We start from the raw sequence: 21,213 nt of genomic DNA, 5'->3' as shown, positions 1-21,213 counted from the left end.
GCGCCACAGCCAAGGCCGGATGTGACCCCCCAGATCGAAGCCTTTCTGGAGATGATGGCGGTCGAACGCGATGCCGCGCCCAATACCTTGGCCGCCTACGGGCGCGACCTCGCCGATGCCGAGGCAACCCTCGGCAAGACTGGTGGCCTGATGGGAGCCGATTCGCAGGCGGTAGAGGGGTGGTTCGCGGGCCTGTCGCAGTCTGGCCTGTCGGCAGCGACCGCGGCCCGGCGACGCTCGGCCGTGCGCCAATTCTACCGCTTTGCCCTGTCCGAGGGCTGGCGCAAGGACGACCCCTCCCGCCGTCTGGAGGCCCCGACGCGCGGCCGCCCCCTGCCGAAAGTGCTCAGCCGCGAGGAAATCGAACGCCTGTTCGAACGGCTGATGGAGCGCGACGGCGCCCCGGCCCTGCGCCTGCTGACCCTGGTCGAGCTGGCCTATGCCTCGGGCCTCAGGGTCTCTGAACTGCTGGCGCTCCGGGTCGAGCCCTTCCGCCGCGATCCCGACCATCTGATCGTCAGGGGCAAGGGCGGCAAGGAGCGGCTGGCCCCCATCGGCCCCGCCGCGCGCCGCGCGGTCCAGGCCTGGCTGGCCGTGCGCGATGCGGCCCGTAAGCCGAAGGCCCCCGACAGCGTCTGGCTGTTCCCCTCGACCGGCGCCTCGGGCCACCTGACCCCGCGCCGTTTCGCCCAGTTGCTGGAGCAGGCGGCCCTCGATGCCGGACTGGAGCGCGGCCGCGTGACCCCGCACGTGCTGCGCCATGCCTTTGCCACCCATCTGCTGGAAGGCGGCGCCGATCTGCGCGTCGTCCAGACCCTGCTGGGCCACGCCGACATCTCGACCACCCAGATCTACACTCACGTCGCCCGCGACCACCTGTCCCGCGTCGTCCGCGACAAGCATCCCTTGGCGCGCAAGCCATGACAGGGCATAGTCCTGTCCATGGCGCACTCATTCTATGTCAAGGCCAACTGGGACGCCGAGGCAGGCGTCTGGTACAGCGAGTCCGACATTCCGGGCCTCGTCCTGCAGACCGAAACCTTGGCCGAGTTTGAAGATCTGATCCGGCATTTCGCGCCGGACTTGCTCGCCTCGAACATGGACATTCACGAGCCGGTGACGATCCGTTTCGAGGCCGCGCGGCAGTTGGATCTGGCTGCGGCCTGAGCGGCGTTGCGCCGTTCCATCCACATCTATGATCGACCCAAGACCGGTGGAACACGTCCGCCCGGATTGAGGAACGGCTGATGGTTCAGGATTACTATCGCGATCTAACCCGGAAACTGCGTGACGCGGGCTACATCAGGGTTCCCGGGGGCAAGGGCAGCCACGAAAAATGGCGAAACGGCGAGGGACGTCAGGTCACTGTCCCTGGCAAACCGCTCAGACACATCGCCAACGCCATCCTGAAACAGGCCGGTCTGCCCAAGGCCTTCTGAACCCCGCTTGCTCCCCGGCGTTTGGGCCACTAGGTTCCGCCGCCTTCCCGGGACGAAATCTCCGCCCGCCGCAGGATGCCTTCATGGCCACCCACTATCTCGAGTTCGAAAAGCCGATTGCCGACCTCGAAGCCAAGATCGAGGAGCTGTCGCTGCTGTCCGAAACGGCGGGCTCGTTCGAGACCGAAGTCGCCGGTTTGACTCGCAAGGCCGAGGAACTGCGCCGCAAGATTTATGGCAAGCTGGACCCCTGGATGAAGACCCAGGTGGCCCGCCACCCCCAGCGTCCGCATCTGGTCGACTATATCGACGGTCTGTTCACCGACTTTGTCGAGCTGCACGGCGACCGTCAGTTCGGCGACGATCAGGCCATCATTGGCGGTCTCGCCCGCTTCCGCGACCGTCCCGTCCTGGTCATGGGCCAGGAGAAGGGCCACGACACCCAGACCCGCCTGACCCACAATTTCGGCATGGCCCGGCCCGAGGGCTATCGCAAGGCCGTGCGCCTGATGGATCTGGCCGAACAGTACAGCCTGCCCGTCCTGACCTTTGTCGACACCGCCGGGGCCTATCCGGGGCTGGGCGCCGAAGAGCGCGGTCAGGCCGAGGCCATCGCGCGCTCGACCGAGCGCTGCCTCACGTTGGGCGTCCCCTCCATTGCCACCGTCACCGGCGAGGGCGGCTCCGGCGGCGCCATCGCCATCGCCGCCGCCAGCCGCGTGCTGATGCTGGAGCATTCCATCTATTCGGTGATCTCGCCCGAAGGCGCCGCCGGAATCCTGTGGCGCGACGGCGCCCGGGCCCGTGACGCCGCCATGGCCATGAAGATCACCGGTCCCGACCTGATGGCGCTCAAGATCGTGGATCGCCTGATCCCCGAACCGGTCGGCGGGGCCCACAGCGACCGCGCCACCGCCATTGCCAACGTCGGCGACGTCCTGGCCGAAGAGCTGGAGGCGATGAAGGGCCTCTCGCCCGAAGACCTGCGCCGCAAACGCGCCGAACGCTTCTACGCCATCGGCCGCATGAGCTAGGCCTTCAGGGCCGAGCCCCGGGTCTGCTTGCGCCACAGGGTCGCGTACTCACCCCCCTGACGCGCCACCAGTTCAGTGTGCGTGCCGCGTTCGACCACGCGCCCGTCCTTCAGGACCAGGATCAGATCGGCGTCGGCCACGGTCGAAAGCCGGTGGGCGACGACGAGCGTTGACCGCCCGGCCCGGGCCTTCCTCAGCGTCTTCTGAATGGCCTGTTCCGTGCGGCTGTCCAGCGCGCTGGTCGCTTCGTCGAGGATCAGGATGCGCGGATCGGCCAGCAGGGCGCGGGCGATGCCGACGCGCTGGCGCTCCCCGCCCGACAGCTTCAGCCCCCGCTCGCCGACCTTGGTGTCCAGCCCGTTCGGGAGGGTGCGGATGAAGGTCGCCAGTTCCGCCGCCTCGGCCGCCTGCCAGATGTCTTCCTCGCTCGCCTCGGGCCGGGCGAAGGCGATGTTGGACCGGAGCGTATCGTTGAACAGGGCCACATCCTGCGGCACCAGCGACATGGCGCTGCGCAGCGAGGCCTGGGTCACGGCCGTCGCATCCTCGCCATCGATGGTCACCCTCCCGGTCTGGGGGTCCAGCAGCCTCAGGGCCAGCTTGACCACCGTCGACTTGCCCGCCCCCGACGGCCCGACGAGGGCCACGGTCTGACCGGGCTCCAGCGTGAAGCGCACATCCTCCAGCCCTGCGGCGCGGGCATCATGGCGGAAGCTGACATCCTCGAACGCCAGACAGCCGCCGCGCGCGTCCAGTGGCCGCACCAGATCATGAGCGTTCGGCGCGTCGGCCACCTGCGGCCGCTGGCGCGTGACCTTCAGCAGCTCTTCCATGTCGATGAAGCCCTGGCGGATCTCCCGATAGGCAAAACCCAGAATGTTCAGCGGGGCATAGAGGGAGATCAGGATCAGCACCGCCGCCATCACATCGCCCGGTCCCAGCCGCCCGGCGGCGGCCTCGAACCCTGCCATGACGGCCATGATGGCCAGACCCAGGTTCATGATCAGGGCCTGGATGCCATTCAGCATGGCCAGCGAGTTATTGGCCTTCAGCGCCGCCTGCACATAGGTGGTCAGGGCCTGATCATAGCGACTGGATGTCCGGGTCTCGGCCCCGAACGACTTGACCGTCTCATAGTTCAACAGGGCATCGACTGACAGGCCCGCCGCCTCGGAGTCGGCCGCATTCATCGCCCGGCGATGCTCGAGCCGCCAGCCGGCCATGCCAAAGGTCACGGCCGCATAGATGACTACCACCGCCACGGCCACGGCCGCGAACCGCCAGTCATAGCGCGCGCCCAGCACCCCGGCGGCCAGGATCAGCTCGATTCCCGTCGGTGCCAGGTTGAAGACGATGATGCGCAGCAGGAAATCAACGGCACGCGACCCCCGCTCCATGATCCGCGACAGGGCGCCCGACCGCTTGGTCTGGTGAAAATCCAGCGACAGCGACAGGGCGTGGGAAAAGGTGTCAGCGGCCATCTTGCGCTGGGCTGCGGCCCGCACCGGCGCGAACACCACATCCGACAGCTGCGGCGTCACCGAGGACAGGAACCGCACCCCGGCCCAGCCCAACGCAAAGGCGGCAAAGCCCCAGCCGACCGCGACGGCCGCGCCCTGCCCCGCCGCCAGTTCATTGACGGCAATGCCCAGCAGGACCGGTGCCGCCACGCCCAGCGCCTTGCCCAGCAGGGTCAGGGTCAGGGCCGCCGTGATCCTCAGCCGCAGCTGTGGCGCGCCCGACCGGCCGACCACGCCGAACAGATCGGCCAGCGCCTTCCATGTCGAGGGCGTATCCGCAGGCGTGTCCGCAACCGCGCCGTCCAGAGTCTTTGCCGCGGGGTCGACATTGCGCCCCCGCCCTCGTTCACCGCGCATCGCCATGGGCCCTATATGGCGCGCGCTGCGGGTTTGACAAAGCCGTCAGCCAATCCCGGCGATCGTCTCGACCAGTTCCTCGACGGCCTCGACCGTCGTCGCCCAGGAACAGACGAACCGCACCGACCCGTCATCGAACCGGTAGCAGGCCCAGCCCGCCTCATTCAGACGCTGGTGCGCCGCCGCCGGCATACGGACGAACACGGCATTGGCCTCGACCGGATGGGCCAGAACATGCGGCGAGCGCGTCACAATCCCCTCGGCCAGTTTCAGCGCCATGGCATTGGCGTGGGCGGCGTGGCTTTCCCAGGCGCCCGTCTCCAACAGGCCCAGCAGGGGTGCCGCCAGGAAACGGCCCTTGGACGCCATCTGCCCGGCCTGTTTCAGCCGGTTGTCGATCCGCCGGGCCAGCGAGGTGTCGAACATCACCAGCGCCTCACAGCACAGGGCTCCCGCCTTGGCCCCGCCCAGCACCAGAACATCGACACCCAGCCCGGCGATGGATTTCAGATCAAAGCCTGCCGCCACAGCATTGGCCAGCCGCGCCCCGTCCATGTGCACGCCATGCCCGCGCGCCTTGACCGGATCGATCAGGGCCTTCAGCTCGTCATGCGTATAGACGGTGCCGTATTCCGTGGCCTGGGTCAGCGACAGGGCCGCAGGCGGCTGGCGGTGGCCGACCTCGGTCTCGGCCAGATGCGCCGTCAGCGCACCGACGTCGATCTTGCCCGAAAACCCCGGCAGACCGATCAGGCCGACGCCCTGCCCGAAAAAGCCCGGCGCTCCGGTCTCATCCGTACAGACATGCGCCGCATGGTGCGCCAGCACGGCCTCGAACGGCCAGGCCAGCATCGACAGGGCCAGCGAATTGGCCGCCGTGCCCGAAAACACGAACCGCACCTCGGCCTCGGCATCCAGCCTTTGCCGGATCAGGTCCGCCGCGCGCGTGCTGACGACATCGGTGCCATAGGCACGCGCAAAGCCGTCATTGGCCTGCGTCAGGGCCGCCAGGGCCTCCGGCGCCATGCCCGCCGTGTTGTCGGAGCCGAAATCATAGCGCATCAGGAGTCGCTTTCCCGGTCGTCGCCCTTATCTGCGGTGACCATCACCAGACGTGCCAGGTCGGCGCCCTTGTGCGGCACCTCGACCTGATGCGGGAACGGAATCTCGATACCGGCCTCATCCAGCGCTTCCTTGCCAGCCTGCATCAGATCCGCCTGGGTCTGCCACCAGTCGCCGGAAAACACCCACGCGTGCAGGGTGATCTGGACCGCGCTGTCCAGCAGACCCGTCACGCCCGACCAGACGGGCGGGTCCTCCATCACGCTGTCATGCTGCCTCGCGACGGCCTCGAGGACCTCGCGGGCGGCCTTCAGGTCCTCGCCATAGCCCACGGTGAAATCGATCTCGACGCGGCGCCGGGTCTGACCCGAGAAATTCAGGATGCGGTCGCCCAGAACCAGCGAGTTCGGCACGACGATCTTGTGATTGCTGGCATTGCTGAGCTGCGTGGTGAACAGGTCCAGCTTCTGCACCGACGCCGTGACACCACCGATGTCGACCACATCCCCCACCCGATACGGCCGCAGGATCAGCAGCATGACCCCCGCCGCCACATTGGAAAGCGTGCCCTGCAACGCCAGACCAACGGCCAGCGAGGCGGCACCCAGAACGGCAATGATCGAGGTGGTCTGTACGCCCAGACGCTGCAGCACGGCGATCAGGCCCAGGATCAGCACCGACACGCGGACGATCTGCACCGCAAAGCTGAGAACCGTTGAGTCGTGGCGGAAGGCGCTGACCCGACCCAGCCCCTTGCGCGCCGCCGAGGCGGCCCAGCGCGAGGCGATCACCGTTGCGATCAGGATCAGGATCGCCAGCGTCAGATTGACGGCAAAATCGCCGACCAGTTGGGTCGCCTTGGCGACCAGGGCGGCATCAAGGGTCACGGCATCCCGGCTCGAGGCCAGGGTCGAGGCAAGAAGGCTGGTGTCAGTCATGCCCCGGGTCTAGCGCCCCGGAAAGGCTTGTGAACCCCCTGACCGGCAATTCTTTACGCAGTCAGCGGGTCAGGCGGCGGCCTGGACCGGAGCCTCTGTGCCCATCGTCGCCCGCAACGCCTCACGGCCCTCACCGACGAGAGCCATCATCTGGGCCAGGGCCGCAAAGTCGATGGGCTTGTTCAGATAGGCATCGGCCCCGGCCTCAAGCCCTGCGGCGTGATCCTCGCTGCGGGCCGAGGCCGACAGCACCACGATCGGCGTTCCGGCATTAATGCCGGCTCCGTCGCGGATGTGCCGGGTCGCCGTCAGGCCGTCCATGACCGGCATGTTGACGTCCATGATGATCAGATCGAACGGCTGTTCCGCACAGGCATCCAGCGCCAGCTGTCCGTTCTCGGCAGCGGTCGAGACATGTCCGGCTGAGCTCATCCAGGCTTCCAGGATCATGCGGTTGACCGGGTGATCCTCGACGATCAGCACCGACATCTGACGGCCGTCCTCGACCTCTGCAGTGATTTCCTCGACCGCTTTCGGGGCGGCCCACTCCACGACCTCGGCCTCAACCGCAAAGATGAAGGTCGACCCCTTGCCCAGCTCCGAGGTCACTGTGATGTCACCGCCCATGATATTGGCCATGCGCCGCGAAATCGTCAGGCCCAGGCCCGTCCCGCCGAACCGGCGCGTCGACGAGGCATCGACCTGGGTAAAGGGCTGGAACAGACGCTCGAGATCCGCGGCAGAAATCCCGGTGCCACTGTCGGTGACGGCGAACTCGAACGCCACCCGCCGGTCGGCCAGTCGCTTGCCCCTGACCGTATAGGCCACCGTGCCCGTGTCGGTGAACTTGACAGCATTCGACAGCAGATTGTGGATCACCTGACAGACACGCAGCGGGTCGCCCTTCACGGTCGCCGGGATGTCGCCTTCGTAGGTCGCCTCGAACATCAGGCCCTTGGCCTCGGCCTGGGCCTGGAACGGGCCGGTCACGCGACGATGCAGGTCCTCGACCGACACATCGACGATCTCGAAGGTCATTTTCCCGGCCTCGATCTTGGTCATGTCGAGGATGTCGTTCAGCAGGCTGAGCAGATTGTCGCCGGAGTTGCGGATGATCGACAGATATTCCCGCTGGGTATTCTCCAGGCGCGTCGCGCTCAGCAGCTGGGCCGCGCCGAGGACGCCGTTCATCGGCGTGCGCAGCTCGTGCGAGATGATTCCCAGGAAGTTGGACTTGGCGTCATTGGCGGCGTTGGCCTTGTCGCGGGCCGCTTCCAGCTCTTCGATCAGATGGGCCTGGTGGGCCTGAAACGCGCGAATTCGCTCCTCGCGCATCATGGTCATGGTCACCAGCACGAACAGGCCGGCCGCCGTGAAGGGCAGCACGGCAAGGAACGGCCAGAACAGCGGCGTGCCCCACTGGCTCACCGCAATAATCACAGCCACAGCGCCATAGGGCGAGGAAATCACAAGGGCCTGCCGGGGCGAACTGCGCAGCTGCGCGAACACCAGCACATAGCCGGAGACCAGCAGCGTCAGGGCCAGAGGCTGTCCGAACGGCGCGCCCGAGAACCAGGCCAGCAGCGGTGCGGCGGCCCAGGCGGCGGTCGTCACGGTCGCCACGGCGGGAAAAATCAGACCCCACCCGGTTCCGACCCGTTCGCTGATGCGCTTTTCAACCGCGCCGCGCGCGGCACCGGCGGCCAGCGTTCCGACGAACCACAGACCGGCCGTCATGGAGCCCAGGGTCGCGAGCAGTCCCAGCGCCCAGCTGGTGATGATCAGATAGCGCAGATACTGGGTCTGCAGGATGGCCCGCAGGGCTGCCGCAGCTTCCCCGGGCGCTGAATCCTGCCCTAATCCGTCTGTTTCGACCAAGGCGGGCCCCCTCCGCACCGTTCACTTCAGGGTGGACGCTACTGTGAAGTTTCTAAGACGAGGTGAATCTTTGTCCTGGTCGCGGATTACGACATGTTGGGACTCTTCTGCACCTCGTCCGGCGTCAGCGCCTTGACCGACAGGGCGTGCACCGGCCCGGCCATTTCCTCGCGCAGCAGGTCCAGCACCCGCCGCTGCCGCGCCACCCGGGTCAGGCCCTCAAAGGCTTCCGATACGATCATCAGGTTGAAATGGCTTTCGCCGCCGGGCCGGGCATCCATGCCGCCTTCATGGTGGTGGCCGGCGTGGCGCGCGCTGTCGTCGACCAGCTCAATCGCGTCCGGGGACAGCCCTGCCCCCAGCTTTTCGAGGATTCTTTGCGCAATCGGGCCGTGCGACATGCCATCTTCCTTGATGAGGACCAAATCAGCCCTACACTTCACAGGATGCCTTCCTCGTTTCAATACAAGCCGCGCTTCACGGACATCCGGGTCAAGCCCCCTCGCACCGACGAGGAGCGGGCGGCCGAGGCCGATGTCCTGCGCCTCAAGCCCGGCGAAAAGCCCTGCCAGTGGCCCGACTGCACGCGCGCGGCCACGGCCCGGGCGCCCAAGTCGCGGGAGCGCATCAACGACTTCTACGACTTCTGTCAGTCGCACGCCGCCGAATATAACAAGGGCTGGAACTTCTATGCCGGGATGAGCGAGGAGGACATCCGCGCCGCCCGCGAGAATGAGGCCATGACCGGGGGGCGTCCGACCTGGGAGATGAAGGCCGGCCGCCTGAACCGGGAATCTGCGGCCGCGTCAAAGGCCGGCACCACCGGCGGCACCTGGCGCGACAGCTTCGGCCTGTTCGGTCGCCGGGGCGAGACCGTGCCCGAGCAGCCGGGCGAGGACCGCCGCATCGGCCGGCTGGAGCGCGCCGCCCTGGCCGACCTCGATCTGGAGCCCGGCGTCGAGAAAAAGGCGATCAAGGCCCGCTACCACGAGCTGCTGAAGCGCTTTCACCCCGACCACAACAAGGGCGACCGCGGCGCCGAGGCCAAGCTGCAGCGCGTCATCAAGGCCTGGAAGACCCTGCAAAAGGCCGGTCTGGCCTGACGGGCTTCAACTCCCCCTCCGCATCCGCTAAGCGCACCCCATGACCTCTCCGCTCGACTCCTCGCCCGATCCTCTGCTGACGCTCGAACCGCACCGCAAGGCGACGGTCCGGGAGTTGTTCGGCATCGACGCCGACATGACCGTGCCGGTCTTCACCGAGCGTGACAGCCATGTCCCGGACATCGACGACGCCTATCGCTTCGACCCCCAGACGACGCTCGCGATCTGCGCGGGCTTTGCCTTTGACCGCCGTGTCATGGTTCAGGGCTATCACGGCACCGGCAAATCGACCCATATCGAACAGGTCGCCGCCCGCCTCAACTGGCCGCTGGTGCGCGTCAACCTCGACAGCCACGTCAGCCGGATCGATCTGGTCGGCAAGGACGCCATCGTCCTGAAGGACGGCAAACAGGTCACCGAATTCCGCGAGGGCATGCTGCCCTGGGCCATCCAGCGCCCGATCGCCCTGGTGTTCGACGAATACGACGCCGGCCGCCCCGATGTGATGTTCGTCATCCAGCGCGTGCTGGAGGCCCAGGGCCGCCTGACCCTGCTGGACCAGAACCGCGTCATCCGCCCCAACAAACATTTCCGCCTGTTCGCCACGACCAACACCATCGGCCTCGGCGACACCTCGGGCCTCTATCACGGCACCCAGCAGATCAATCAGGGCCAGATGGACCGCTGGAACATCGTCACCACGCTCAACTACCTCGACCACGACGTCGAGGCCGAGATCGTCGCCGCCAAGGTGCCCGAGTGGAACGACGCCGAGGCCAAACGCACCATCGCCGCCATGGTCCGCGTCGCCGACATGACCCGCAACGCCTTCATGAACGGCGATATCTCGACGGTCATGAGCCCCCGCACCGTCATCACCTGGGCCCAGAACGCCACCATCTTCGGCGGCGACATCGGCCTCGCCTTCCGCCTCACCTTTCTAAACAAATGCGACGAACTGGAACGGCCGACGATCGCCGAGTTCTACCAGCGCGCCTTCGGCGAAGACCTGCCTGAAGCCGCGACGCGGGTGAAGGTGGGGTAGGGCCTACCCCCCGTAATACGTCGGTGATCCCGGCCCCACCGGCAGGCCCAGGCCGAACACCCACAGGAAGAACAGCACCGTCCAGGCGATCGTGAAGAAGATCGAATACGGCAGCATCATCGCGATCATCGTGCCGATGCCGATGTCCTTGTTGTAGCGGGTCGCCCACGCCAGGATCAGGCCGAAATAGCTCATCATCGGGGTGATGATATTGGTCGTGGAATCCCCGATCCGGTAGGCGGTCTGGATCACCTCGGGCGAATAGCCGATCAGCATCAGCATGGGCACGAAGATCGGCGCCGTCATCGCCCACTGGGCCGAGGCCGAGCCGATCATCAGGTTCACGAAACAGCAGATCAGGATGAAGCCGATGAACACCGCCGGCCCGGTCAGCCCGCTCTCCTTGAGGAAGGTGGCGCCATTGACCGCCGTTATGGCCCCGAGGTTCGACCAGCCGAAGAAGGCCACGAACTGGGCGGCAAAGAAGACGATCACGACATACAGGCCCAACGTCGACACGGCCGAGGCCATGCCGTCGATCACATCGCGGTCGTTCTTCACCGTCCCGACCGTCCGCCCATAGGCAAAGCCGACCACGAGGAAGAACAGCAGGATCCAGGTGACAAAGCCGCTGAAGAAGGGCGAGCGGATGCGGTCCCCCGTCTCCGGGTCGCGCAACAGGCCCCAGTCGGGCACCAGGGTCAGCGCCATCACCGCCAGAACCCCCAGCACCGCCAGACCGGCGACCTTCAGCCCCTTCTTCTCCAGCGGCGTCAGGGCGTCCATCGACCCGCCCTTCAGGATCTCGGGATCGGCCTTGCTCGTGTCATAGGCGCCCAGCTTGGGCTCGACGATATAGATGCTGACCAGACCGCCGATGATCGTCACCAGAAACACGCTGATGAACATGAAGAAATAGCTGGCCGTCGCCGTCACCGCATAGGTCGGGTCGATCAGGCGCGCGGCCTCCTCGGTGATCCCGGCCAGCAGCGGATCGACCGTGCCGATCAGCAGATTGGCCGAATAGCCGCCGGACACCCCGGCAAAGGCCGCCGCCATACCCGCCAGCGGATGTCGCCCCAGCGAGTAATAGACCGCCCCGGCCAACGGGATCAGCACGACATAGCCCATCTCGGACGCCGTATTGGACAGCACCCCGGCAAAGACGATGGCGAACGTCACCACCTTGGGCGAAGCGCCCAGCACAATGCCGCGCACCGCCGCCGACAACAGGCCAGACCGCTCGGCCACGCCCACGCCCAGCATGGCCACCAGCACCACACCCAGTGGCGCAAAGCTGGTGAAATTGCCGACCAGTCCGGTGAAGATGCGCCGCAGACCGTCGGCGGTCATCAGGCTGACCGCGCGGATCATGCCGTCATCGGCACGGCCCGAAGCCCCCTCCGGCCTCGGATCCTCGACCGCCAGCCCCATCGCCCCGAACACGCCCGACAGCAGCACAATCCCCACCGCCAGCAGGAAGAACAGCGTCACCGGGTGCGGCAGGCAGTTGCCCAGCCACTCCACCCCGTCCAGAAACCGGGTGAACAGGTTGCGTTTGCCTGTGGGCGGGGCGCCGTTCGGCGTGGCCGGCGGGGTGTCGGTCATCGTTACCTCTCGGTCTTGAAGGAATGCGGCCTAGCGGGCGACCGGCTTCGTCAGGTCGAAGCTCACCCGCAGCAGGCGGTTCTCGCGGGCCAGCTCATAGACATAGGTCTCGCCCGGATTGACCTCGACCGCCCAGACATTGGTGGTCGAAACCGCTGCATTATTGGCGTTGAACAGGGCGATGGAGAAGCCATCCACCGGGAACTCCTGACGCGTCGCCGTGCCCGCATTCTCCGTATCCCCGCCGTACCAGTGCAGGGTGTGGGTCGTGCCATCCGGGTCGCGGTGATCGTGCTTCAGCGTCAGGCCACCGGGCGTGCGGGTGATCACCCAGGTGCGGCTGTGGTCGTCGCCGACATGGAAGGGAATGCGGATCTCGGTCGCGGAACAGTCGCGCACATGCATGACCAGCCGCTGGCTGCGGAAATCGGCATCGACCGGATCATCCGTGACAACCTTGCCCTCGAACGTCTGGCCACACAGCTCGGTCAGATTGGCAAAGAAGGCGTCCTGCGCGTCACCACCGCTCGCATACGGGCCGGAAGCACAGCCGGCCAACAGCATCAGGGACAGGGCGGCGGCGGGGGCGCTCAGGGCCATGGGCAGGGTTTTCATGGCCGATACCGTAGCCGCTCGGCCCCCGGGCACAAGAAAAACCGGCTGTGGCAATGTCGGCGTTGACTTGGGCGCGCGCCTGAGTATGTTCCGCGCCTCTCATTCCACGGCTTTCGCCGTCGCAAAGGTAATTGTCCGATGGCCAAACCGGCATCCATCAAGATCCGCCTCAACTCCACGGCGGACACCGGCTTCTTCTACGTCACCAAGAAGAACGCCCGCACCATGACCGAAAAAATGGTCGTCAAGAAGTACGACCCGGTCGTGAAGAAGCACGTCGAATTCAAGGAAGGCAAGATCAAGTAAGATCCTGCTTTAGACCCTCGTCATGCTCGGACAACGAGCGAAGCGAGGCCGATCCGAGTATTGGAACGCCCGGTCCGCAATGGCCGGGCGTTTTGCTGTGCTGGACGTCTCGCGAAGCGGCTTCTCCACAAAGAGCACCACGAACGCACAAAGGACACAACGGGACCGGTGTCCGCCCTCACCCTCGTTGTGCTCTTTGTGAAAGCCTTTGTGTTCGTTGTGATGAACCCCTTACGTGGCTTCACACAGCCCCGTCCTACGCTGCCCGCGCAATCACCCGGTTGCGACCCGCCGACTTGGCCTCATAGACCCCCTCGTCGGCGCGTTTCAGCAGGGCGTCGGGCGTGTCCTCACGGCCGGTGGTCGCGGCCACGCCGATCGAGATGGTGATCTGCAGGTGGGCGTCGCCGCCCATGACGGGGAACGGCGCCCCGGCCATGTCGGCGCGGATACGGTCGGCGATGCGGACGGCGTCTTCCAGCCGGGTGCCCGGCATGACCACGACAAACTCCTCGCCGCCCATCCGGCAGGGCAGGTCAACCGCCCGCACCTTGGTCGCCAGACGTACGGCGAACTCGCGCAGCACCTCGTCGCCCGCGTCGTGGCCAAAACCGTCGTTGACCGCCTTGAAGTGGTCGATGTCCATCATCAGCACGGCCACAGGCTCGCTGCCCTGATTGGTACGCCCCACCAGCGCCTGCAGCTGGCCGGCCATGTAGCGGCGGTTATGCAGGCCGGTCAGGGCATCGGTGACCGCCATCTCAAGGCTGTAGTCCAGCTTCTGGCGCAGGAAGTCGGCATAGCGTTTGCGCCGCACCTGGGTGCGGGCGCGGGCGGCCAGTTCCTCGACATCGATGGGCGTGGCCAGAATGTCGTTGGCGCCCAGCTCCAGCGCCTTGATCATGCGGGCGCGCTCATGCGGATCGACCACGGCCAGCACCGGCAGCGGGCGGGTGGACTCCAGCGAGCGGCTCTGGGCCACCAGCCTCAGTCCGTCGAACCCGCGCGAGGCCGTATTGGCGATCACCAAGTCAAACGGACCGCGCAGGGCGGCCAGCCCCTTCTCGATATCCGTCTCAACGGTCAGCCGGTGTTCGCCATCCAGCTGGCTGCGAATTCGCTCGACCTGACGCGGGTCGTCATCGATCAGCAGGATGCGTCCGCCCGTGGCCCGCAGCCGCCCCGCGGCATCGGTGTCGACACCCAGCCGACGACCGCTTTCCTCGCGCGAGCGCAGCTCGTCCATGATCGACTTCAGACGCGTCAGCGAGCGCATCCGCGCCAGCAGAACCACATCGTCGATCGGCTTGGTGACAAAGTCGTCGGCCCCGGCTTCCAGCCCCTTGATCCGCTCCTCGCGCCCGTCCAGTGCGGTGACCAGCACCACCGGAATATGCCGGGTCGCCGGATCGGCCTTCAGCCGACGGCAGGTCTCGAACCCGTCCATGTCGGGCATCATCACATCCAGCAGGATGATGTCGGGATGATGCTCGGCGGCCAGTTCCAGCGCCGCCTGACCACTGTTGCAGGTCAGGACGTCGTAATACTCCATCGTCAGCTTGGCTTCGAGAAGCCGGACGTTGGTTTCGATGTCGTCGACAACAAGGATGCGGGCGGGCATCGGTTCAGCCCATATGCTTCCGGACAACGTCCAGGAAATGCATCACCGAGATCGGCTTGGAGATATAAGCCTCGCAGCCGCCTTGGCGGATCCGTTCCTCGTCGCCCTTCATGGCAAAGGCCGTCACGGCCACCACCGGAATGTGCGACAGCTCCTCATCGTCCTTTAGCCATTTGGTCACTTCCAGGCCACTGATCTCGGGCAGCTGGATATCCATCAGGATCAGGTCGGGACGATGCTGGCGCGCCATGGCCATCGCCGTCAGCCCCTCGCGGGTCTGATAGGTCTGATAGCCCTGGGAATCGAGCAGGTCATGAAACAGCTTCATGTTCAGCTCGTTATCCTCCACGATGAGGACTTTCTTCGACATCATCACCGGTTCCTGCCGCCCCTTGCCACCGGCGGGGCTGTTGGTCGTCTTCTCCCTATCCACTCTGCCCGCCCAGTCTTAAGTTGACGTGAAGGGCCACCCCCGGCTCCGGTGCTTCCGATGACGTCCCTCTGCCGAGACTGTCTGTCGCGTTTCGACCGCCCGGAAACCCGCTGCCCGGCCTGCGGCTCGCCGCGCATGGTCACCCATGCCGAGCTGGACCGTCTGGTCATCGCCCACCTCGACTGCGACGCCTTCTATGCCTCGGTGGAAAAGCGTGACCGGCCCGAGCTGCGCGATGTGCCGGTGATCGTCGGCGGCGGCCATCGCGGGGTGGTCGCGACCGCCTGCTACGTCGCCCGCCAGTATGGCGTGGGCTCGGCCATGCCGATGTTCAAGGCGCTCAAGGCCTGCCCCGATGCCGTGGTGATCAAGCCGGACTTTGCGAAGTACAAGCATGAGAGCCGCCGGATCCTGGGGGCCCTCGCCAACCTCACCCCCCTGATCCAGACCCTGTCGCTGGACGAGGCCTGGGCCGATCTGTCCGGGACCGAGCGGCTGAACGGCGGCTCGCCCGCCTGGCAACTGGCCCGGCTGCAGAAATGGATCGAGGACGAGGTCGGCCTGACCGTCTCGATCGGGCTTGCCCCCAACCGCTTCCTCGCCAAGGTCGCCTCGGAAATGGACAAGCCGCGCGGCTTTTCCGTCATCGGGTCCGAGGCGCAGCAGCTGCTGGCCCCCCGCCCCGTCTCGATCCTGCCGGGCGTCGGGCCGATCTTCGGGCGCACCCTGCGGGCCGACAGCTTCGACACCATCGGACGGCTGGCCGAGGCCGATGTCCGCGATCTGGTCCAACGCTATGGCGACTGGGGCCTCAGGCTATCCGACCTGGCCCACGGTCGCGACAGCCGCCCGGTCGACCCCGAGCACGACCGCAAGGGCATGAGCGCCGAGACCACCTTTAACGTCGACCTGTCGAAGGCGACGGACCTCGAGGCCGAGCTCTGGCCCCTGTGCGAAAAGCTGGCGTCCAAGGCCCGGCGTGACGGCATCGCCGGGCGGGTGGTCACGCTCAAGCTGCGGCGCTCCGACTTCCGCATCCTGACCCGCAGGCGGACCCTGCCCGATCCGGTCCAGACCGCCCGCACCCTGTTTGCCGAGGGCCGGGCCCTGCTCACGCCCGAACTGGGCACGCCCTATCGCCTGATCGGCATCGGCATGGCCGATCTGGTCGATGCCGCCGACGTCGCCCCCGGCCTGTTCGCCGCCGACCGCACGCGTGAGCTCACCACCGAGACCACCATCGACCGGCTGCGCGACCGCTTTGGCCCGGGCGCGGTCATCTCGGGCCGGTCGCTGAAAAGCTGAGCGCGACATCGCGGACGGGGTGACGCCTCGCCCGCGCCGGGCTAAATGCCGCCAAAGACATCAGGAGACGACCATGACCTACGCCGCCCGCATCGCCGAACTGGGCCTCGACCTGCCCGAGCCCGCCAAGGCCGTCGCCAACTATGTGCCGTGGGTGCGCACCGGCAATCTGGTCCACATCTCGGGCCAGCTGTCGAATGATGCCTCGGGCGGCATCAAGGGCACGGTCGGCGTCGACGTTTCGCCCGAAGAGGCTGCCCGTGCCGCCCGCATGTGCGGCGTCAACCTGCTGGCCCAGATCAAGGACGCCCTCGGCGGCGACCTCGAGCGCGTCGTCCGCGTGGTCAAGCTGGGCGGCTTCGTCCAGGCCGGGCCCGACTTCATCGCCATTCCCGCCGTCATCAACGGCTGCTCGGACCTGATGGTCGAGGTGTTCGGCGACGCCGGTCGTCACGCCCGCTCGGCCGTCGGCGTCTATCGCCTGCCGCTGGGCTTCGCCGTCGAGGTGGACGCCATCGTCGAGGTGAAGTGACGGACGAAGGCTTTACCCTCCGCGTCCACGGCGCGGTCGCCGATGTCGGCCGGGACGCGTGGGAGCCCCTGGCCGCCCCCACAGGCGATCCTTTCATCGGCTATGACTTCCTCGACGCCTGCGAGGCCTCGGGCAGCGCCGCGCCCGATCAGGGCTGGGCCGGGCGGCATCTGGCGCTCGAGGACGGCCAGGGCCGCGTCCTCGGCCTGATGCCGCTCTGGCTGAAGGGGCACAGCAGCGGCGAATACGTCTTTGACCACGCCTGGGCCGAGGCGTGGGAGCGCGCGGGCGGGCGCTACTACCCCAAGCTGCTGGGCGCCGTGCCCTTCACCCCCGTCACCGGGCCGCGCTTCCTGATCCATCCCGAGGCCGATGCCGGCACCGTCCGTCAGGCCCTGATCCAGGGCGCCGAGGCCCTGTGTGCGCGCCTCGACCTGTCGTCGATCCACGTCAACTTCCCGACCGAAGTCGAGGGGGCCGAAATGGCCGCCGCCGGCTGGCTACCCCGCCTCGACCTGCAGTACGTCTTCACCGATCAGGGCTATGGTGATTTCGAGGGCTTCCTCGCCGCCCTGTCCTCCAATCGCCGCAAGACCATCCGGCGCGAGCGGCGCGAGGCGCAGGCCGGGCTCGACATCCGAATCCTGACCGGCCCCGACCTGACCGAGACCGTCTGGGACGCCTTCTTCGCCTTCTACCTCGACACCGGCAGTCGCAAATGGGGCCGCCCCTATCTGACCCGCGACTTCTTTGCGCGCATCGGCCGAACCATGGCCGACCGCATCGCCCTGATCATGGCCTACCGGGGCGAGACCCCCATCGCCGGCGCCCTCAACCTGATCGGCCGCGACGCCCTGTACGGCCGCCAGTGGGGCACGCTGGAGGACATCCCCTTCCTGCATTTCGAGCTCTGCTATTATCAGGCCATCGAATTCGCCCTGTCGCGCGGCCTCAAGCGCGTCGAGGCGGGGGCCCAGGGCCATCACAAGCTGGCGCGCGGCTATCTGCCCACCCCGGTCCGCTCGGCCCACCACATCCCCGACCCGGGCTTTCGCGACGCCATCGCCCGCTATCTGGACCACGAGCGCCCCGCCATCCTGGCCGAGATCAAGGCCCAGACCGAGGCCGAGTCCCCCTTCCGCAAGACCTGACCTCGCCCGGGCTGGCTAGTTCAGCATCCCTCCCCCTCAGGGGGAGGAATACTTGCCACCTCCGCCCACCCTCCTTAAGGCTCGGCGCTTCAAGGAGGCCCTCATGCAAGACATTCTCGACCAGCTGGAACAACGCCGCGCCGGGGCCAAGCTCGGCGGGGGCGAAGCCCGCATCGCCGCCCAGCACAAAAAGGGCAAGCTGACCGCGCGCGAACGCATCGAGGTTCTGCTGGACGAGGGCTCTTTCGAGGAAACCGACATGTTCGTCGAGCACCGCTCGCACGACTTCGGCATGCAGGATCAGCGCATCCCCGGCGACGGCGTGGTCACCGGCCGCGGCACCATCGGCGGTCGTCTGGTCTATGTCTTCTCCAAGGATTTCACCGTCTTCGGCGGCAGCCTGTCCGGCGCCCATGCGGCCAAGATCGTCAAGCTGCAGACCATGGCCCTGACCAATGGCGCGCCCATCATCGGCATCTTTGACGCCGGCGGTGCCCGCATCCAGGAAGGCGTCGAGAGCCTCGCCGGCTATGCCGACATCTTCCTGCAGAACACCCTGGCCAGCGGCGTCATCCCCCAGATCAGCGTCATCATGGGCCCCTGCGCCGGCGGCGACGTCTATTCCCCGGCCCTGACCGACTTCATCTTCATGGTGAAGGACACCTCCTACATGTACGTCACCGGCCCCGACGTCGTGAAGACCGTGACGAACGAGGTGGTCACCCACGAGGAGCTGGGCGGCGCCCGCGTCCATGCGGGCAAGTCGGGCGTCGCCGACGGCGCCTTCGAGAACGATCTGGAGGCCCTGGCCGAAGTCCGCCGCCTGATCGGCTTCCTGCCCCTGTCGAACCGCGAAAAGCCGCCGGTCCGCGACAGCTACGACGACCCCGACCGCGACGAGGCCAGCCTCGACACCCTGGTCCCGGCCAATCCGAACCAGCCCTATGACATCAAGGAGCTGATCCTGAAGACGGTCGACGAGGCCGAATTCTTCGAGATCGCCCCCGACTATGCCAAGAACATCGTCACCGGCTTTGGCCGCCTCGACGGCCAGACCATCGGCATCGTCGCCAACCAGCCCCAGGTGCTGGCCGGGGTTCTGGACATCGACTCCAGCCGCAAGGCCGCCCGCTTCGTCCGCTTCTGCGACGCCTTCGACATCCCCATCGTCACCTTCGTCGACGTGCCCGGCTTCATGCCCGGCACCCGTCAGGAATACGGCGGCCTGATCAAACACGGCGCCAAACTGCTGTTCGCCTACGCCGAGGCCACCGTGCCCAAACTGACTGTCATCACCCGCAAGGCCTACGGCGGCGCCTATGACGTGATGAGCTCCAAACACCTGCGCGGCGACGTCAACTACGCCTGGCCCAGCGCCGAGATCGCCGTCATGGGGGCGAAAGGGGCTGTCGAGATCATCTTCCGCAAGGAAGCCGGCGACCCCGAGGCCCTCGCCGCCCGCGAGGCCGAATACAAGGAACGCTTCGCCAACCCCTTCGTCGCCGCCAGCCGCGGCTACATCGACGACGTCATCATGCCCCACGGGACGCGGCGGAGACTGATCCGCGCCCTACGCACGCTGAAGAACAAGCAGCAGACGAACCCGTGGAAGAAGCACGATAATATTCCGTTGTAGGACTTGTCAGTTGACCCTACGGGACAAATACCGTGAAAAGATCGAGCAAGGCATCCTGTCGGTCGTCGAGCGACGGCAGATCGACTGCGTCCTTCACTTCACTCCACTCGAATTATTGCCCCTGATCCTCGCCTTTGGGATAAGGACACGTAGGGAATTGATGCACGCGGGTGCCGTGATCGGTTCCCGGTTGGACGGCGAAGATGACGCCGTCTCGGTATCGGTCACCTGCTACCGACCGGAGCTTTTCGATGCGAAGCGGCATAAGTCCGGGAACAAGGCGTGGCTGATCCTTGGCCTCAGCCCGGACGTTCTATGGCGCTATCGCTGTCGCTTCTACGGCCAGGGTGTGCCGACATCCTCCACGAAATACGAGAACCATAATCGTTACGGTGATTGGGCGCTGGAAAAGCTGTTTGACGACTATCCGGTCGGATTCCGCGCAAAGCATGGGCTGCCGCCGAGCTTTCCTACGCGCGCGGATGCCGAAGTTCAGGTGTTGAGTGCGATTAGCCCCGATTACATTACCGGCGCTTGGGTCGAGACAAGCGAGCATGAGCGGGCCGTCCGATATGTATTCGACGCGGCCGGCCGCCGAGAGTGTGAAGTGTTCGTCCGCCCATTCAAACCAAGAATCGCCAGCGGATTTTACGCTTGGGGCTGAACTTGCTTCATTAGCGTCAATACGAAGGGTGGAACGAACGATAGGGATCGGGCGCGTTGTCGTAGACGGTGATTGACGTGGGGCTGCACCCTTCAACGAATGCCACACTCCGCATCACAGAGCGGTAGTCGAACTCGTAGTTAAAACAGGGGTAAAATTCCCTCACTTCTTCGTCCATCGCACCCCCTCGGGAGACAATGTATTCCTCAACAAGTTTGTATGGGATGTCTGTGACATCGACGTTATTTTGCTGATTACGCTGTTTCGTTGCGGCTATCAGATAGAGCAAGATATTCTTGTCCGTCAGATTCTTTTCGTTGAACAAATCGACATTTAGCGCCGAGAGAGCAAAATCCGGCAGAAGTGCAATCTGCTCGACTTGCTTAAAGCCCGCCCGCTCAGCATGGGCCATGAATGTCAGTAAGTCTTCCCATGTCTCGTCTCCATCGAGCCATAAAGCGACCGCCACCGGACTGAAGCCGGATTTGGACACGAGCGGTCTGACTATATCCTTCACGCGAGCGGTCATCGCTTTGTCTTTCCAGTCCCACCAGCTTGGCTTGGAATACTTGCCTGCAAAGCGTTCGACGAAGGCATTGTTGTGAGCTTGCAGATACTTCATTTTGGCGGACTTGGCCGCGCCTTTTGACCAGATCACGAACGCGACCACGGCGATGATGATTATGATAACGATAGCCATACGAATCAGGACCGCTGTTAGCCAAGCTGGCGATTGTTCGACCTAACAAGGGGTGGGGTAAAAGTCAGATTGATTTTGAAAGCGGGACACATACCCATTTGAATCCTCTGACCCACCTCCTCTTCCTCTGTTCCCGCAACCGCCTGCGCTCGCCCACGGCGGAGCGGGTGTTTGCTTACTGGCCGGGCATTGAGACCGCCTCCGCCGGCCTTGCCCCCGATGCGGACGAGCCCCTGACGCGCTATTGTCATCCCCGAATTCGCGAA

Annotated in this window: 22 protein-coding genes; 12 read left to right on the top strand and 10 right to left on the bottom strand. The window is 65.8% G+C overall.

Going from position 1 to position 21,213, the window contains the following annotated elements:
• Nucleotides 1-21: 21 nt before the first annotated feature.
• The 4 genes from B4K74_RS05695 (at nucleotide 22) to B4K74_RS05685 (ending at nucleotide 2,473) form a co-directional block, all read left to right on the top strand.
• The gene (locus B4K74_RS05695; RefSeq protein ID WP_286692127.1) at nucleotides 22-924 is read left to right on the top strand and encodes a tyrosine recombinase; all 903 of its coding nucleotides are present in this window, start codon (nucleotides 22-24) and stop codon (nucleotides 922-924) included.
• Between the two features lie 18 nt (nucleotides 925-942).
• Nucleotides 943-1,167, top strand: coding sequence for a DUF1902 domain-containing protein (locus B4K74_RS05690; RefSeq protein ID WP_286692126.1), 225 nt, complete (start codon nucleotides 943-945; stop codon nucleotides 1,165-1,167).
• 80 nt (nucleotides 1,168-1,247) lie between these two features.
• Nucleotides 1,248-1,439 carry a type II toxin-antitoxin system HicA family toxin gene (locus B4K74_RS13490; RefSeq protein ID WP_123287532.1) on the top strand — a complete coding sequence of 64 codons (192 nt, stop codon included), beginning with the start codon at nucleotides 1,248-1,250 and terminating at the stop codon, nucleotides 1,437-1,439.
• An 83-nt stretch (nucleotides 1,440-1,522) separates the two neighbouring features.
• The gene (locus B4K74_RS05685; RefSeq protein ID WP_286692125.1) at nucleotides 1,523-2,473 is read left to right on the top strand and encodes an acetyl-CoA carboxylase carboxyltransferase subunit alpha; all 951 of its coding nucleotides are present in this window, start codon (nucleotides 1,523-1,525) and stop codon (nucleotides 2,471-2,473) included.
• Here B4K74_RS05685 and B4K74_RS05680 read toward each other — a convergent pair.
• The 5 genes from B4K74_RS05680 to B4K74_RS05660 form a co-directional block, all read right to left on the bottom strand.
• Entirely contained in the window at nucleotides 2,470-4,350 is a 1,881-nt protein-coding gene (locus tag B4K74_RS05680) for an ABCB family ABC transporter ATP-binding protein/permease (protein ID WP_286692124.1), read from the bottom strand. The two genes, B4K74_RS05685 and B4K74_RS05680, sit on opposite strands and share 4 nt — an antisense overlap.
• Before the next feature lie 45 nt (nucleotides 4,351-4,395).
• Nucleotides 4,396-5,412 (bottom strand): threonine aldolase family protein, encoded by a 1,017-nt coding sequence (locus tag B4K74_RS05675; RefSeq protein ID WP_286692123.1) that lies wholly within the window; start codon nucleotides 5,410-5,412, stop codon nucleotides 4,396-4,398.
• Nucleotides 5,412-6,350, bottom strand: coding sequence for a mechanosensitive ion channel family protein (locus B4K74_RS05670; protein ID WP_286692122.1), 939 nt, complete (start codon nucleotides 6,348-6,350; stop codon nucleotides 5,412-5,414). Before B4K74_RS05670 ends, B4K74_RS05675 begins: the two co-directional genes overlap by 1 nt.
• A gap of 69 nt (nucleotides 6,351-6,419) precedes the next feature.
• Complete coding sequence (locus B4K74_RS05665; protein WP_286692121.1) at nucleotides 6,420-8,228, bottom strand: ATP-binding protein; 1,809 nt, start codon at nucleotides 8,226-8,228, stop codon at nucleotides 6,420-6,422.
• A gap of 86 nt (nucleotides 8,229-8,314) precedes the next feature.
• A complete protein-coding gene (locus tag B4K74_RS05660; RefSeq protein WP_123287747.1) occupies nucleotides 8,315-8,629 on the bottom strand; it encodes a BolA family protein in 315 nt (104 codons plus the stop codon).
• A 45-nt stretch (nucleotides 8,630-8,674) separates the two neighbouring features.
• Here B4K74_RS05660 and B4K74_RS05655 point away from each other — a divergent pair, with 45 nt between their 5' ends.
• Together B4K74_RS05655 and cobS are read left to right on the top strand one after the other, a co-directional pair.
• On the top strand, nucleotides 8,675-9,331 hold the full coding sequence (locus B4K74_RS05655) for a J domain-containing protein (RefSeq protein ID WP_286692120.1): 657 nt from the start codon (nucleotides 8,675-8,677) through the stop codon (nucleotides 9,329-9,331).
• 40 nt (nucleotides 9,332-9,371) lie between these two features.
• Complete coding sequence (gene cobS, locus B4K74_RS05650) at nucleotides 9,372-10,376, top strand: cobaltochelatase subunit CobS (RefSeq protein ID WP_286692119.1); 1,005 nt, start codon at nucleotides 9,372-9,374, stop codon at nucleotides 10,374-10,376.
• A gap of 3 nt (nucleotides 10,377-10,379) precedes the next feature.
• On the opposite strand, the gene B4K74_RS05645 is transcribed toward cobS, so the two are convergent.
• The gene (locus B4K74_RS05645; RefSeq protein ID WP_286692118.1) at nucleotides 10,380-11,984 is read right to left on the bottom strand and encodes an AbgT family transporter; all 1,605 of its coding nucleotides are present in this window, start codon (nucleotides 11,982-11,984) and stop codon (nucleotides 10,380-10,382) included.
• 30 nt (nucleotides 11,985-12,014) lie between these two features.
• Nucleotides 12,015-12,599: a hypothetical protein gene (locus B4K74_RS05640; RefSeq protein WP_286692117.1), complete on the bottom strand. Its 585-nt coding sequence runs from the start codon at nucleotides 12,597-12,599 to the stop codon at nucleotides 12,015-12,017.
• A 138-nt stretch (nucleotides 12,600-12,737) separates the two neighbouring features.
• Between B4K74_RS05640 and rpmG the strand changes: the two genes are divergently transcribed.
• Complete coding sequence (rpmG, locus tag B4K74_RS05635; protein WP_029417689.1) at nucleotides 12,738-12,905, top strand: 50S ribosomal protein L33; 168 nt, start codon at nucleotides 12,738-12,740, stop codon at nucleotides 12,903-12,905.
• A gap of 256 nt (nucleotides 12,906-13,161) precedes the next feature.
• Here rpmG and B4K74_RS05630 read toward each other — a convergent pair whose 3' ends face one another.
• Nucleotides 13,162-14,526 carry a PleD family two-component system response regulator gene (locus B4K74_RS05630; RefSeq protein WP_286692116.1) on the bottom strand — a complete coding sequence of 455 codons (1,365 nt, stop codon included), beginning with the start codon at nucleotides 14,524-14,526 and terminating at the stop codon, nucleotides 13,162-13,164.
• A gap of 4 nt (nucleotides 14,527-14,530) precedes the next feature.
• On the bottom strand, nucleotides 14,531-14,896 hold the full coding sequence (locus B4K74_RS05625) for a response regulator (RefSeq protein WP_164461973.1): 366 nt from the start codon (nucleotides 14,894-14,896) through the stop codon (nucleotides 14,531-14,533).
• A gap of 120 nt (nucleotides 14,897-15,016) precedes the next feature.
• Here B4K74_RS05625 and B4K74_RS05620 point away from each other — a divergent pair, with 120 nt between their 5' ends.
• The 5 genes from B4K74_RS05620 to B4K74_RS05600 all read left to right on the top strand — a co-directional run bounded on the left by B4K74_RS05620 (nucleotide 15,017) and on the right by B4K74_RS05600 (nucleotide 20,247).
• A complete protein-coding gene (locus tag B4K74_RS05620; RefSeq protein ID WP_286692115.1) occupies nucleotides 15,017-16,264 on the top strand; it encodes a DNA polymerase IV in 1,248 nt (415 codons plus the stop codon).
• A 73-nt stretch (nucleotides 16,265-16,337) separates the two neighbouring features.
• Nucleotides 16,338-16,796: a RidA family protein gene (locus tag B4K74_RS05615; protein ID WP_123287557.1), complete on the top strand. Its 459-nt coding sequence runs from the start codon at nucleotides 16,338-16,340 to the stop codon at nucleotides 16,794-16,796.
• Nucleotides 16,793-17,947 carry a GNAT family N-acetyltransferase gene (locus B4K74_RS05610; RefSeq protein WP_286692114.1) on the top strand — a complete coding sequence of 385 codons (1,155 nt, stop codon included), beginning with the start codon at nucleotides 16,793-16,795 and terminating at the stop codon, nucleotides 17,945-17,947. The genes B4K74_RS05615 and B4K74_RS05610 overlap by 4 nt, the downstream gene beginning before the upstream one ends.
• A 103-nt stretch (nucleotides 17,948-18,050) precedes the next feature.
• Nucleotides 18,051-19,583, top strand: coding sequence for an acyl-CoA carboxylase subunit beta (locus B4K74_RS05605; protein WP_286692113.1), 1,533 nt, complete (start codon nucleotides 18,051-18,053; stop codon nucleotides 19,581-19,583).
• 10 nt (nucleotides 19,584-19,593) lie between these two features.
• The gene (locus B4K74_RS05600) at nucleotides 19,594-20,247 is read left to right on the top strand and encodes a DarT ssDNA thymidine ADP-ribosyltransferase family protein (protein ID WP_286692112.1); all 654 of its coding nucleotides are present in this window, start codon (nucleotides 19,594-19,596) and stop codon (nucleotides 20,245-20,247) included.
• Between the two features lie 16 nt (nucleotides 20,248-20,263).
• Here the strand turns inward: B4K74_RS05600 and B4K74_RS05595 are convergent, their stop codons facing one another.
• Nucleotides 20,264-20,947, bottom strand: coding sequence for a hypothetical protein (locus B4K74_RS05595; RefSeq protein ID WP_286692111.1), 684 nt, complete (start codon nucleotides 20,945-20,947; stop codon nucleotides 20,264-20,266).
• Nucleotides 20,948-21,213 lie beyond the last annotated feature (266 nt).

Origin of the sequence: Brevundimonas sp. UBA2503, assembly GCF_002341485.1 — a bacterium.
Taxonomy (GTDB): Bacteria; Pseudomonadota; Alphaproteobacteria; order Caulobacterales; family Caulobacteraceae; genus Brevundimonas; species Brevundimonas halotolerans.
Note: the sequence above shows the minus strand (reverse complement) of the source record. Positions and strands in the feature narration are given on the sequence as shown.